The organism is Plantibacter sp. CFBP 8798 (assembly GCF_014841195.1).
Classification (GTDB): domain Bacteria; phylum Actinomycetota; class Actinomycetes; order Actinomycetales; family Microbacteriaceae; genus Plantibacter; species Plantibacter auratus.
In genome coordinates, this window is sequence record NZ_JACYTS010000003.1 from 62,869 (window position 1) to 76,014 (window position 13,146).

The following is a 13,146-nucleotide window of genomic DNA, read 5'->3' on the forward strand; positions in this document are numbered from 1 at the left end:
ACACACATGCAGCAGCACACGGGTCGAAGGAGTCACCGCGCACGGTGGCGGAACCGGTGGGGGGCACCGTCCGCCGGTCGCGCGACCATGGGGATCATCGGGGTCACCGTCCTGTCGGCGCTCTCGCTCGTCGGGGTCGGCTCGAGCGCGCAGGCGCTGCCGGGGACGCCGGGAACGCCGCAGACGGGCTCGGTCGTCTACACCGAGGACTTCGAGAACGGTGTGACGTCGCCGACGTACATCGAGGACTACGTCGGAGCCGACGGCACGCGGTACACCGCGGACGCCTCCTGGCGCGACCACACCCAGTGCAACGGCAACATCACGAGCTTCGCCTCGTCCGCGGAGCCGCAGTGCCTCGCGGCATCGGCGTCCGGTGAAGGGCGCACGCGGCAGCTCGCCTGGGCCCTCGGCGCCGGCGACACGGCCAACCACTCCGTGAGTGCCTGGACCTCGCAGCAGAACCTCACGATGAACCCGCCGAACGCGGTCGAGTTCGCGACCGTCGACCCGATCGCGCTCACGAGCGCCGGCCGGTACCTCACGACCTCGGTGGATCTCGCCGCGGTGTCCTGCAACGCGTCGCAGCAGCCCGTCCTCGAGTTCTTCCTCACCGACGACCAGGGCGGCGCCCACTCCGTCGGGGCCATCAACGGCTGTACCGCAGCCGGTTCCCGCTCCGTCACCGCACCGGCGACCGGTGCGGCCGGGGCGGAGAACGTCCGCGTCGGCACCTACGTCTCGCCGGGAGCCGTCCTGCTCCCCGGGGCGACCGTCGGCATCGTCGCCCGCAACCTGACCGGCGGCGGCACGGCCGGCAACGACCACGCCTTCGACAACATCCAGGTGCTCGACGTCTCCCCGCAGTTGGACAAGTCGTTCAGCCCGGCGAGCGTCGTCGCCGGTGAGACGTCCACGCTGACCCTCACGATCACCAACACCGACGAGCTCGCGGCGAAGAACGGCTGGTCCTTCACGGACGCGCTGCCCGCCGGCCTGACGATCGCCGACGGCGACGCCTCGACCACCTGCCCGTCGGGTGTGGTCACCGCGCCCGAGGGCGGCTCGTCGATCGACGTCACCGGGAACCTCAGCCAGGGCATGTCCTCCTGCGCCGTCACCGTCGAGGTCACCTCGCCCGTCGCCGGGACGTTCACGAACGGTCCCGACAACATCACGAGCGTGGGCCTCAACCCGCCGGCCGACGCCACGGTCGAGTTCGTGCCGCAGGCTCCCGCGATCACCGTCGTGAAGTCCGCGTCACCCGCTGCTGCGGAGTACGCCGTCGGCGACGAGATCACCTACTCCTTCCTCGTCACCAACACCGGCAACGTGCCGCTCACCGACGTCCAGGTCGACGAGGGCGCGTTCACCGGGACCGGTGACCTCTCCGACGTCGTCTGCCCGCCGGGAGCGGCGACGCTCGCCCCCGCGGCGGCCGTCACCTGCGAGGCCACCTACACGATGACGCAGGCCGACATCGATGCCGGGACCGTCTCCAATTCGGCCACCGCGACCGGGACCCCGCCGCAGGGCCAGCCACCGGTCTCACCGCCGTCCGAGGTCACCATCCCGGGCGTGGCCCAGGCCCCGGCGCTCACCGTCGCGAAGTCGGCGACGCCGACGACGGTCGCGAACGCCGGCGAGGACGTCACCTACTCGTTCCTCGTCACCAACACCGGCAACGTCACCCTCACCGACGTCTCGATCATCGAGGGCGAGTTCACCGGCACCGGCGAGCTCTCCGACGTGGTGTGCCCGGCCGCAGCCGGCTCGCTCGCTCCGGCGGCGACCGTCACCTGCGAGGCCACCTACTCGGTCACGCAGGCCGACGTCGACGCCGGCTCCGTGACCAACTCGGCGACCGCGACCGGCACCCCGCCGGCAGGCGGCACTCCCCCGGTCTCACCGCCGTCGGAGACCACGGTCGAGTTCCCCGCCGCGCCCGCCATCACCGTGGCGAAGTCCGCGACGCCGACCACGGTCACGAACGCCGGCGAGGACGTCACCTACTCGTTCCTCGTCACCAACACCGGCAACGTCACCCTCACCGACGTCCAGGTCGTCGAGGGCGACTTCACCGGCACCGGCGAGCTCTCCGACGTCGTCTGCCCGCCCGCGGCAGGTGCGCTCGCTCCCGCCGCGACCGTCACCTGCGAGGCCACCTACACGGTGACCCAGGCCGACGTCGACGCGGGATCCGTCACGAACACCGCGACCGCGACCGGCACCCCGCCGAACGGTGGCACTCCCCCGGTCTCACCGCCGTCGGAGACCACCGTCGCGTTCCCGGCGACACCCGCCATCACGATCGTGAAGTCGGCCGATGCGGTGGCCCAGGATGGCCTCGCGGTCGGCCAGGTCGTCACCTACTCCTTCCTCCTCACCAACACCGGGAACGTCACGCTGACGAACCCGACGGTGGTGGAAGGGGAGTTCTCCGGCGCCGGCGAGCTGTCCGACGTCGCCTGCCCGGCCGAAGCCGCTTCGTTGGCACCGGGCGCGACGATCACCTGCGAGGCCACCTACACGGTCGTGCAGGCAGACGTCGACGCGGGGCTGATCACGAACTCCGCGACCGCGACGGCGACGCCGCCGAGCAGTGTGAACGGTGTGCCGCCGGTCTCGCCGCCATCGGAGGTCACGATCCCGTCGCCGCCCGTCCCCGGCCTCTCGGTGGTCAAGACGGCCGATGTCGAGCGGGCCACGACTGCGGGACAGGTCATCACCTACTCGTTCCAGGTGACGAACACCGGCAACGTCACCCTTCGTGACGTCGCGGTCCAGGAAGGTGACTTCACCGGCACGGGCACGCTGTCCGCGATCACCTGCCCGACGGGCACGGCGCTCCTCGCCCCCGGGCTCCAGGTCGTCTGCACCGCGACCTACACGGTCACCCAGGCGGACCTGAACGCGGGCTCGATCCGCAACACCGCGTTCGGGACCGGCACGACGCCGGGCGGCGAGTCGTTCACCTCCGACCCGTCCACGGCGACCGTGAGCACGCCGGGTCCGGTGCTCGCCTCGACCGGAACGACCGTCGCACCACTGGTGGTCGGGGCGGCGATCCTGCTGTTGCTCGGTACCGGGCTCGTCATCCGACGCCGCCTCGTCACCGGACGCTGACCCGGAACTGACCGATCGGGCGGGTCGAGCCTTCGGGCTCGGCCCGCCCGTCGTCCTTCCACCACCACTACCCTGTTGAGGCCATGAGAACCGCGACCACCACGACCCTGCTCCGCTGCGCGGCCTTCGGCGCCGTCGGTGCCGTCATCCTGTTCCTCGTCAGCCCGCTGACGTCGACCGCCGCGGTGCTCAACCCCGTGCTCTACGCCGCGATCGCCGCCGTCACGATGGTCATGCCGATGCTCGCCAGGCGTTGGACGGGCGTCCCCGGTGCGACGGTGCTCACCGCAGCCGTCACCGGGCTCCTCGCGCTGCCCGTCACGGCCCTCGGCCCGGCGATCATCGTCGCGCTCGTCGTCCCGGCAGCCGCGATCGACCTGGTGCTCGCCCGCCGACGGCACCCCGCCCGCACGACGACCTGGCTTGCGGCCGCGGCCGGTGGCGTCGCGATCTGGGCGCTGTCCTTCGCGGTGATCTCACCCGACCTCGTCTCACCGGTGCTCGTCATCGTGCTGCTCGCGGTCCGCGTCGTGAGCTACGTCCTCGCGATGGAGCTGGCCGGTCTCGTCGCCGGGCGCCTCCGCCGATCCGGCGTGCGATCAGGGCGTCGCCGGGACGTCCGCCGAGGATCCTCCGACGCCTGATCCGCGTCAGCCTGCAGCCGCAGCATTCCACCGGAGGCGGCCGGGGTCAGCGTCCCACTCCTCCAGCAGCGCTGCACCGGAGGCGACCGGGAAGGTCGTGATCAGGCGCTCGTCGATGCCGTACACGAGCGCGACGGCGTCGGTGTCCGTCGGTTCGCCGAGCCCCAGAATCATCCGACCGGACGGGCCGTCGGCCATCCGTACCGGTCGTGCGAGCAGGTCCTGCGCGGCCGCCGTCACCCGCGACAGCAGGGACGACGCACGGGCCCATGGGACGAACTCGTCGTCAGGGAGCCCGAACGCGCGCGCGAGCGCTCCGTCCAGCCAGCGGTCGCGTTTCAACCCGTAGGGTGTCGGGACCGCCGAGAGCAGGTAGCCGTAGACGTGGAGGAGCCCGGCGTTCCCGACCGGCCAGGCCACGGCGAGGCCGGCGCGCGCATGCAGCGCCTCGAACAGCGCACGTGGGATCACGGGCCCGCCCGTGTGCTCGTCGATGACGGTCGACGCACCCCACGAGGCGAACCGGCCTGCCACCGTGTCCTCGTCGATCGCCGCACCCAACCAGGAGTGCTCCTCGAGCACGGTCGAGGGTTCGGTCTCTGCTCGTCGCGCGAGCTCCGTCATCATCACAGCACCACAGCATAGGCGGCTCGTGCGTCGGTGAATTCACCCGCCGTTCACCCGTCATGGTGATTGCGTCCACACTCGCCGTCCATGATGGACGCAGCGTCCGCAGGAGCGGCCGTGTGAACGACACGCTCAGAAGGAGCGCCTGTGGCCCCCACCATCCTCTTCGATTTCGACGGCACCCTCGCCCTCGGCGACGGGCCGATCACGGCCTTCGCCCGCGCCATCGCCGAGCGCACCGGCGACTCCGAGTTCGCGATGCGCGCCGAGGCGGCCCTCGCCGCGTTCGCGACCGGCGAGACCGACGCCCGCGACGGGTACGACGCCGTGACCCGGATCGCCCGCGAAGCCGGCGTCGGCACCGACGTCATCGGCGCGTCCTACGACGACTCCCGCGCGCTGCTCGGCTCGAGCGAAGCGGCGGTCGACTCGCCCGAGGGCTTGCCCGCATTCCTCGAGACACTGGGCACCCACGCCCGACTCGTCCTGGCCACGAACGCCCCCGGCGACGGCATCACCGCGCTCCTCCAGACCTGGGGCGTCGCCGAGGCGTTCGACGCCGTGCACTTCACCGTCGGGAAGCCGGCAGGCCTCGTCCCGCTCATCCGCGACGCACTCGCCGCCGGCCCCGTCCTCGCCGTCGGCGACATCGTCGAGAACGACCTCGCTCCCGCCGCCGAGCTGGGCGCCGACACCGCCCTCGTCGGCGCGACCTTCGAGCGCTCGACGGCCACCGCCACGATGCGTGGGCGTTCGCTCGCCGACCTGTACGACCAGATCATCGCCTGGGCCGCAGCCGCATCGCGCCACCCCGACGCCTCCCAGACCTCCACTCCCGCTCCGTCCGCCTCCTGATCACCCTCCACCCTCGAAAGGCATCCCGAACATGCGCAAGACCCTGCTCCTCACCGGCGTCGCGGCCGTCGCCGCCCTCGCCCTCGCCGGCTGCAGCCCCGCCGCCTCCTCCCCGTCGGCCACGGGCACGGCGTCCTGGCCCGACTCCATCACCATCTCGCTCGTGCCGTCCGTGGAGGGCGAGGACCTCGCCGAAGCACTCGACCCGCTCACCAGCTACCTGTCGGAGAACCTCGGCATCGAGGTCAACGGGGTCGTCGCGACCGACTACGCCGCGACCGTCGAGGCCCTCGGCAGCGACCAGGCGCAGGTCATCATCACCGACGCCGGCTCGCTCTACAACGCGACCGAGCGCTACGACGCGAACCTCGTGCTGCGCGACGTCCGCTTCGGCGCGACCTCGTACGCGTCGGTCGCCTATACGAACAACCCCGACAAGTACTGCGCCGAGGCGCCGGTCATGGTCAGCTACGCGGCGAGCGACACCCCGCTCTCGTACTGCAACGGCATCGAGCCCGGCGCCGACGCGGCGACCGGCGCAGGGCCGGCCGCGCTGAAGGCCCTCGACAAGATCTCGAAGGGCACCAAGGTCGCCCTGCAGGCCGCGACCTCCCCCGCCGGATACCAGTACCCCGTGGTCGCCATGCGTGACGCCGGCATCGACACGGACGCCGACATCACCCAGGTCCCGGTGGAGGGCAACAACAACGCGGTCCTCTCCGTCTACAACGGCGACGCCGAGGTCTCGTTCGGCTACTGGGACGCGCGCACGACCGTCCTCAAGGAGGCGCCCGACGTCGCCGACAAGGTCGTCGCGTTCGCCTACACCGAGATGATCCCCAACGGCGGCGTCGCGGTCTCGAAGTCGCTCCCGGCCGACCTCACGAAGCAGCTCACCAAGCTCATGGCGGGCTACGCGGACTCCTCCGACGCGGCGAAGAAGGTCATGTTCGACCTCGTCGGCCTCTCCGGCTGGACCGACAAGACCGCACCGGACGAGATCACCCGCTACGGCGAGATCCTCGACCAGTTCTCGAACTGACCCGCTCCAACCGATCGACCCTCTCCAGGAATCCGGTGCATGAACACTGATCAGCATCGCGCGGAGGCCCGAGCCCAGCTCGCGGCCTCCGCGTCGTGGTCCATCCGTCTCGACGACGTCTCGGTCACCTACCCGAACGGCACGAAGGCGCTCCGCAACGTCTCACTCGACATCGCCGCCGGGGAGATGGTCTCCGTCGTGGGGCTCTCCGGCTCCGGCAAGTCGACGCTCATCCGCACGATCAACGGCCTCGTGCCGGCGACGAGCGGGACCGTCGCCGTCGGGCCGCACACCGTCACCGGTCTGCGCGGCAGGCAGCTCCGTCGGCTGCGCGGGCACGTCGGCATGATCTTCCAGGGCTTCAACCTGGCCGATCGGACGAGCGTGTACCGCAACGTGCTCGTCGGCCGGTTCGCCAGCACCCCGACGTACCGGAACCTCCTCGGCCTGACCACCGCCGCCGACCGGGAGCTCGCCCTGCGCTCGCTCCAGTCGGTCGGCATGCTCGACAAGGTCTGGACCCGCGCGGCGCAACTCTCCGGCGGGCAGAAGCAGCGGGTCGCGATCGCCCGCGCCCTCACGCAGCAGCCGAGCGTCATGCTCGCCGACGAGCCCGTCGCGAGCCTCGACCCGCCGACCGCGCACACGGTGATGAACGACCTGCGCCGCGTGAACACCGAGACGGGTCTCACGGTGCTCGTGAACATCCACCTCATGGACCTCGCTCGCACCTACACGAGCCGCATGATCGGGCTCCGCGACGGCGAACTCGTCTACGACGGTTCAGCAGCCGACGCGACCGAGGCGGACTTCGAGCGCATCTACGGTCGCCCCATCCAGCCCGACGATCGGCTGGACCGATGACGGCGACCAGGACCGACGCGAAGCCGCCGTCCGGGACCGACTGGCAGCTCCCGCCCAGGCCGAGCACCCGACTGCGGACCGCGCTCATCATCGGGGCCGTGGCCGCCTTCACGATCGCCACCTGCCTCCCGGCGATCGGCGGCGTGCAGCTCGACTTCGGCGCGCTCGTCTCGCACTGGGACAACGGTTCCGGTCTGCTCCTCCAGCTCTTCCAACCCGACTTCGCCTTCCTGCCGCGCACGGTGCAACCGATGCTCGAGACGCTCCAGATGGCGCTCGTGGGTGCGGTGGCCGCGGCGTTGCTGTCCGTCCCGCTGACGCTGTGGGCGGCGGCCCCGACGAACCCGAACGGCCTGTCGCGTCGCATCCTGCGCGCGATCGTCAACGTCGTCCGCGCGGTGCCCGACCTCGTCTACGCGACCATCCTCGTCGCCATGGTCGGCGTCGGTGCGCTGCCCGGCCTCCTGACGCTCTTCCTCTTCGACCTCGGCATCATCGTCAAACTCGTCTCCGAGGCCATCGACTCCGCCGACCACCCGTACATCGAGGCCGGCACGGCCGCCGGTGGGACGCAGACGCAGATCAACCGCGTCACCGTCCTCCCGCAGGTCTGGCCGCTGTTCGCGAACCAGTGGCTGTACACCCTGGAGCTCAACGTCCGCATCTCCGCGATCCTCGGCATCGTCGGCGCCGGCGGCATCGGTCGGCTGCTCGACGAACGGCGAGCGTTCTACGCCTACGACGACGTCTCGGTGATCGTCCTCGAGATCCTCGTCGTCGTCGTGCTCATCGAGGTCGCGTCCAACCTGCTGCGGAGGCGACTCGTATGACCGCGAACGATCCGAACACGTTGCTCCCCCGCCGTCCCTCGCGACTCGTCCCGACCGTCGCGGCCGTCACCGTCGGGATCGTCGTCATCGCCGCGACCGCCGGCCTGCCGATCGACTGGCGCGACCTCGGCACCGTCCCGGCGCAGCTCGTGCACTTCGGCGGGCTCATGTTCGAGAGCCCGAACTGGGAGAAGCTGCCGCGGGCCCTCACCGAGATGTGGCGGTCGATCTCGATGGCCTGGATCGGCGCGATCCTCTGTGTCCTCGTGTCGATCCCGCTCGGCATGCTCGCCGCAGGGTCGGTCGCGCCGGCCTGGCTGCGGCTGCCGCTGCGCGGGGTGTTCGCCGTCATCCGCGCGGTCCCGGAGGTGATCATCGCCCTCATCCTGCTCACGATCACCGGGCTCACCCCGTTCACGGGCGCGCTGGCCCTCGGGATCGCCGGCATCGGCACCCAGGGGAAGTGGGTCTACGAGACGATCGAGTCCGTGCAGGAGGGTGCCTCGGAGGCCGTCCGCGCGGCCGGTGGCGGGACCGCCGAGGTGACGCGCTGGGCGCTCTGGCCCGCCGCCGCCCCGGCACTGCTGTCGCTCGCGCTCTACCGGTTCGAGATCAACATCCGCACCTCGGCGGTCCTCGGGCTCGTCGGCGCGGGCGGGATCGGCAGCATGCTGGCGAACTACACCAACTATCGCCAGTGGGATACAGTCGGGATGCTGCTGATCGTGGTGGTCGTCGTGACCATGACGATGGACGCGATCTCGGGTGCCATCCGACGCCGGATCACCCGGGGCCCCGGCATCGCCCGCACCACCCGTACCGCCCTTCCCGCCCGCACGACGAGGAGCCGCAATGTGGACAGGGTCCGCTGACGCCCCGCCGACGGCCAGGATCGCGATGCTCGCGCCGTCGCTCCAGCCGAGCGAACGCCGGGTGGCCGAGACGGTGGCCGAGGACATCGAGGCGAGCATCGAACGCACCGCCCAGGAGGTCGCCGACCTCGCCGGTGTCGGCCGCGCCACCGTCATCCGCACCGCGCAGTCGCTCGGGTACGAGGGCTACCCGCAGCTGCGGGTCGCCCTCACCCGCGAGGTCGCGCTCGGGACACCGACCGCCCGCGACGATGTCGACGACACGATGCTCGGCACCCTCCGCAGGGCCATCGACCACTTCGCCGGTCGCCTCGGCCAGACGACGTCGGCGATGACGGAGGAGACGCTCGAACGGTTCGTCCGCGTGCTCGACGAGGCACCGAGACTGCTCATCGCGGCGAACGGCCTCTCCTCACCGCTCGGTTCCGATCTGGCGATGCGGCTCATCTCCGCAGGCCGGCCGGCCGAGTACCTGCCCGACACGCTCGGGCAGCAGATCGCCGCCACCCACCTCGGCCCGGGCGCGGCGTGTCTGGTCCTGTCCGGCTCGGGCGCGAACCGGGCGTCCGTCGACGTGGCCGCGGCAGCTCGGGCGAGTGGCGCGACCGTCCTCGCGATCACCTCCTTCCCGCGCTCGGCCGTCGCCGAACTCGCCGATGTCGCGCTCGTGGTCGCTCCCATCGACGCGACCTTCCGGGACGAACTCGTGCACACCTCCCGGGCGGCCATCATGCTCGTGACGGAATCCGTGGTCGGGCTGCTCGTGGGCCGACGGGGCGATCGTGCACAGCGCGCCCAGTCCGCGACGCTCGCGGTCATCAGCGGCTCGCTGTCGGACGACGCCTCGGACTGACCCGGCTCGGGCCGAACCGCTCAGGCCGACCGGCTCGGGCCGGTGCCGGGATCCGCGAGAATGTTCCCCATGCCCCGGCACCGACTGCGTCGTCACCTCCTCACCGCCGTGATCGCGGCCACCGGTTCACTCCTCGTCCTCACCGGCTGCGCTGGCCCGGCGACGACGCCGACCGCGGACACCGACGCGACGCTCCGCGTGGGCCTCGTCCTCGAGCCGTCGGACCTGAACATCCGCACGACCTCCGGCGTCGCACTCGAACAGGTCCTCATCGACAACGTCTACCAGGGGCTGGTCTCGCGCACACCGGACAACGAGATCATCGACACCCTCGCCGAGCGCCACGAGGTCAGCGCCGACGGGCTCACCTACACCTTCGTCCTCCGCGACGGGGTGACCTTCCACGACGGCGCTCCGCTCACCGCGGCCGACGTGGTCGACTCGCTCACGCAGGTGCAGCAGAACGCGGCGTTCGTCGACCACCTCGACCTGGCGCAGCTCCAGACCGTCACGGCGGTCGACGACCGCACCGTCCGGTTGCAGCTCAGCTCCCCCGACTCCGACCTGCTGTGGGCGCTGACGGGTCGTGCGGGACTCGTCCTCCAGGCCGGGGCGGACAACGACCTGTCGACGACGGCGAACGGCACCGGCCCGTTCACGCTCACGTCGTGGAAGCAGGGCGACAGCATCACCGTCGAGCGGAACGAGGACTACTGGGGTGACGCTCCGAAGGTGAAGGAGGTCGTCTTCAGCTACATCCCCGATGCGTCCTCGGCCGTCAACGCGACCCTCGCGGGCGAGGTCGACGTGCAGATCGGTCTCGACGCGAACCTGCGGGACCAAGTCGAGCGTGCCGACGGCCTGACGATCATCGAGGGGAAGACGACCGACAAGTACACCCTCGCCTTCAACAACCAGCGCGCACCGCTCGACGACCCCCTCGTCCGGCAGGCGCTCCGCACGGCCATCGACCACGCCGCCATCGTCGAAGCGGTCGGCGGCGCCGCCGCCCTGCAGTACGGACCGATCCCGGAGCTCGACCCCGGCTACGAGGACCTCAGTGACGTCGTGAGCTACGACCCGGAAGCGGCGAAGGCGCTCCTCGCCCAGGCCGGCCAGGAAGACCTCGCACTCACGCTCACCGTCCCGAACCACTACGGCACCGCCGCCACCAACGTCCTGGTGTCGCAGTTCAAAGCCATCGGCGTCACCCTCACGGTCGACAGCGTCGAGTTCCCCACGTGGCTGAACGACGTCTACACGAACCACGACTACGACCTCAGTCTCGTGAACCACGTCGAGGCACGCGACGTCCGGCACTGGGCGGACCCGGACTACTACTTCGGCTACGACAACCCGACGGTGCAGTCGTTGGTCGCCGAGGCCAGGGCTGCGACCGACCCCGAGGTCGCGGATGAACGACTCCGCGAAGCCGCGGCGCTGGTCTCGAAGGACCACGCCGCAGACTGGCTCTACACCGGGATCTCCCTCACCGTCGTGCGCGACGGCGTCACCGGCTTCCCCACCGACTTCGTCAGCGAGCACCTCGACCTCCGGGACGTCGCCGTCACCGACTGATCGCCGGCGGGAGGCTAGTCGCGCTCGGCAGTGCGCGTGGCGGAGGACACCAGGTCGTCCTTCGGCAGCGCCGTGCCGTCCGTGAGGGCCTGCGTCCAGGTGGCCGTCGTCGCGACCGCGGCGAAGTTCGAGTCGAGCAGCGCCATGAGGGTCGTGTGCACCGTCTTCGCGTCGACGGACCCGGCCGCGTTCTCGAGGTTGATCGCACCGGTCGCGTCGGAGAGCACTTCCACCTCGATACCGAGTTCCTCGGCGCCCGCCGCGGACGCGATGACGCAGTTGTTAGTCATGTAGCCGACAAACGTGACGGTGTCGACGCCCTGCTCGCGCAGCCACGCCTCGAGGTCCGTCCCGGCGAAGACCGAACCGTACTGCTTCACGACGCCCTTCCAGGACGGCTGCATCCGCTGGGCGACCTCGGGGTGGAGCTCGAACGCACTCGTGTCCGGGTCGAAGACCGGCGCCCCGCTGCCCGATGAGTGCTGGACGACGGCGACCGGGATGCCTGCTGCCGTCGCCGCGTCGATGGCGGCCGCGATCCGCAGGATCGACTCCTCGCGCGGCGGGTACTGGATCGCGAGCGGCCCGGCGAAGTACTCCTGCTGGATGTCTATCAGGATCAGGGCGCGACGGGTCGTGGTCACAGGGGAACTCCTCGGTTCGGTGATGGCATCGGCACGACGCCGGTTCCATCCTCCCTCGGAAGCGGACGACGCGCGCCACCGATAGTCTCGGCGCATGGGGATCAGGGGTGCGGGGATGCGGTCGGTCGGGATCAGTGCGGGACTCGCCGTGATGGTGGCGCTGTCGGCGTCGGCATGCGCGTCGTCCGCGACACCGAACGCGTCGCCGACCTCCGACGCACCGAGCGCCCCGGCGTCGGCCGACCTCCTGGCGTGCAGCGACCTCGCGTCGCTCGACACCGTCGCCGGCGTCCTCGCTGCTGAACCGGCGGACGTCGTCGAGGCCGTGCAGCCGTCCGATGCCGTGGATCTGGCCGTCCTGACGGCGGCCGGCGGGCTCGCCTGCTCCTGGCGGGTGGGCGCCGGCCAGCAGATGATCGGCGATGGAGCGGGCGACTGGGCCTACCTCTCGATCGAGATCCTGCCGGGCGCTGCCGACGACTGGGCGCCGCCCTACGCCGGCGACACACCGTCCGAGGACACGAGGACGATCGCCGGTGTCGAGGCGACCACCTCGTCGGGCGAGACGGGGTGGCGCGTGTCGGCGCCCGTCGGCTCGGCCTGGGTCGAGCTGTCGATCACCGCCTCCGGACTGACCTCCACCGGCAGCCGGTTCGAAGGCACGCCGGCGGGCGAGGTCCTCGACAACCTCGCCACGGCGGCGGAGACCACCTTCACGACGACAGCCACGGCGACGGAAGCCCAGCTCGACTGGCCCGCGGTCAGGCCGCGCGAGGGTGTCGCCAGATGCGATGGCCGCCTCGGCGAAACCGGGATCGTCGCCGCACTGCAGTACGGCGACGCCACCACCACCTACACCGTCATCGATCCGCGGACGCAGCCGATCGGCGACCTGGAGGATGCGGCGAGCGCCCGAGTCGGGGCGTTCAGCTGCGAACTCTTCGCCGAGGGCTTCGGGTACACCGACATCCTGGCGGTGCAGAACGGTGCACCGATCATCGACGAGCTCGCCGCCCAGCCCGACATCGCTGGCGCGCTCCAGCCCATCACGCTCCAGGGCGCGATGGACGGCGAATCCGCGCTCGTCGCTCGTCGTTCGGACGGTCCGCGTTCGCCGCTCTACTTTTCCCTCGGCGTGTGGTTCTTCGCCGTCAGCTCCGGCGACGGAGCACAGACGGTCGCGGAGGCGATCATCGCGCAGGACCAGTAGC

Annotated in this window: 12 protein-coding genes; 10 read left to right on the forward strand and 2 right to left on the reverse strand. The window is 71.0% G+C overall.

Features of this window, described 5'->3' with window-relative positions:
• The first annotated feature begins 6 nt into the window (after positions 1-6).
• The gene (locus tag IFU30_RS13015) at positions 7-3,126 is read left to right on the forward strand and encodes a DUF7507 domain-containing protein (RefSeq protein WP_192005543.1); all 3,120 of its coding nucleotides are present in this window, start codon (positions 7-9) and stop codon (positions 3,124-3,126) included.
• 83 nt (positions 3,127-3,209) lie between these two features.
• Positions 3,210-3,770, forward strand: coding sequence for a hypothetical protein (locus IFU30_RS13020; RefSeq protein WP_159879589.1), 561 nt, complete (start codon positions 3,210-3,212; stop codon positions 3,768-3,770).
• A 6-nt stretch (positions 3,771-3,776) separates the two neighbouring features.
• Here the strand turns inward: IFU30_RS13020 and IFU30_RS13025 are convergent, their stop codons facing one another.
• Positions 3,777-4,394, reverse strand: a complete 618-nt coding sequence (locus IFU30_RS13025) for an amino acid deaminase (RefSeq protein ID WP_206757118.1) — start codon at positions 4,392-4,394, stop codon at positions 3,777-3,779.
• Between the two features lie 150 nt (positions 4,395-4,544).
• Between IFU30_RS13025 and IFU30_RS13030 the strand changes: the two genes are divergently transcribed.
• The 7 genes from IFU30_RS13030 to IFU30_RS13060 all read left to right on the forward strand — a co-directional run bounded on the left by IFU30_RS13030 (position 4,545) and on the right by IFU30_RS13060 (position 11,291).
• On the forward strand, positions 4,545-5,252 hold the full coding sequence (locus IFU30_RS13030) for an HAD family hydrolase (protein ID WP_197977577.1): 708 nt from the start codon (positions 4,545-4,547) through the stop codon (positions 5,250-5,252).
• Positions 5,253-5,283: 31 nt separating this feature from the next.
• Complete coding sequence (gene phnD, locus IFU30_RS13035) at positions 5,284-6,294, forward strand: phosphate/phosphite/phosphonate ABC transporter substrate-binding protein (protein ID WP_192005545.1); 1,011 nt, start codon at positions 5,284-5,286, stop codon at positions 6,292-6,294.
• Positions 6,295-6,333: 39 nt separating this feature from the next.
• Positions 6,334-7,158, forward strand: coding sequence for a phosphonate ABC transporter ATP-binding protein (phnC, locus tag IFU30_RS13040; protein ID WP_192005547.1), 825 nt, complete (start codon positions 6,334-6,336; stop codon positions 7,156-7,158).
• On the forward strand, positions 7,155-7,988 hold the full coding sequence (gene phnE / locus IFU30_RS13045; protein WP_192005548.1) for a phosphonate ABC transporter, permease protein PhnE: 834 nt from the start codon (positions 7,155-7,157) through the stop codon (positions 7,986-7,988). The genes phnC and phnE (IFU30_RS13045) overlap by 4 nt, the downstream gene beginning before the upstream one ends.
• Positions 7,985-8,860: a phosphonate ABC transporter, permease protein PhnE gene (gene phnE, locus IFU30_RS13050; protein WP_192005550.1), complete on the forward strand. Its 876-nt coding sequence runs from the start codon at positions 7,985-7,987 to the stop codon at positions 8,858-8,860. The genes phnE (IFU30_RS13045) and phnE (IFU30_RS13050) overlap by 4 nt, the downstream gene beginning before the upstream one ends.
• Positions 8,841-9,713: a MurR/RpiR family transcriptional regulator gene (locus IFU30_RS13055; protein WP_192005551.1), complete on the forward strand. Its 873-nt coding sequence runs from the start codon at positions 8,841-8,843 to the stop codon at positions 9,711-9,713. The genes phnE (IFU30_RS13050) and IFU30_RS13055 overlap by 20 nt, the downstream gene beginning before the upstream one ends.
• 69 nt (positions 9,714-9,782) lie before the next feature.
• Entirely contained in the window at positions 9,783-11,291 is a 1,509-nt protein-coding gene (locus tag IFU30_RS13060; protein WP_192005553.1) for an ABC transporter substrate-binding protein, read from the forward strand.
• A gap of 14 nt (positions 11,292-11,305) precedes the next feature.
• Here the strand turns inward: IFU30_RS13060 and IFU30_RS13065 are convergent, their stop codons facing one another.
• Entirely contained in the window at positions 11,306-11,935 is a 630-nt protein-coding gene (locus IFU30_RS13065) for an isochorismatase family protein (protein ID WP_192005554.1), read from the reverse strand.
• Positions 11,936-12,029: 94 nt separating this feature from the next.
• Between IFU30_RS13065 and IFU30_RS13070 the strand changes: the two genes are divergently transcribed.
• Positions 12,030-13,145, forward strand: a complete 1,116-nt coding sequence (locus IFU30_RS13070; RefSeq protein ID WP_192005556.1) for a hypothetical protein — start codon at positions 12,030-12,032, stop codon at positions 13,143-13,145.
• Position 13,146: the final 1 nt, after the last annotated feature.

Excerpts from the sequence above, each read along its gene's own strand:
- IFU30_RS13015 (WP_192005543.1), top strand. The coding sequence starts at position 7 with ATGCAGCAGCACACGGGTCGAAGGAGTCACCGCGCACGGTGGCGGAAC.
- IFU30_RS13020 (WP_159879589.1), top strand. The coding sequence starts at position 3,210 with ATGAGAACCGCGACCACCACGACCCTGCTCCGCTGCGCGGCCTTCGGC.
- IFU30_RS13025 (WP_206757118.1), bottom strand. The coding sequence starts at position 4,394 with ATGACGGAGCTCGCGCGACGAGCAGAGACCGAACCCTCGACCGTGCTC.
- phnD (WP_192005545.1), top strand. The coding sequence starts at position 5,284 with ATGCGCAAGACCCTGCTCCTCACCGGCGTCGCGGCCGTCGCCGCCCTC.
- phnC (WP_192005547.1), top strand. The coding sequence starts at position 6,334 with ATGAACACTGATCAGCATCGCGCGGAGGCCCGAGCCCAGCTCGCGGCC.
- phnE (WP_192005548.1), top strand. The coding sequence starts at position 7,155 with ATGACGGCGACCAGGACCGACGCGAAGCCGCCGTCCGGGACCGACTGG.
- phnE (WP_192005550.1), top strand. The coding sequence starts at position 7,985 with ATGACCGCGAACGATCCGAACACGTTGCTCCCCCGCCGTCCCTCGCGA.
- IFU30_RS13055 (WP_192005551.1), top strand. The coding sequence starts at position 8,841 with ATGTGGACAGGGTCCGCTGACGCCCCGCCGACGGCCAGGATCGCGATG.
- IFU30_RS13060 (WP_192005553.1), top strand. The coding sequence starts at position 9,783 with ATGCCCCGGCACCGACTGCGTCGTCACCTCCTCACCGCCGTGATCGCG.
- IFU30_RS13070 (WP_192005556.1), top strand. The coding sequence starts at position 12,030 with ATGGGGATCAGGGGTGCGGGGATGCGGTCGGTCGGGATCAGTGCGGGA.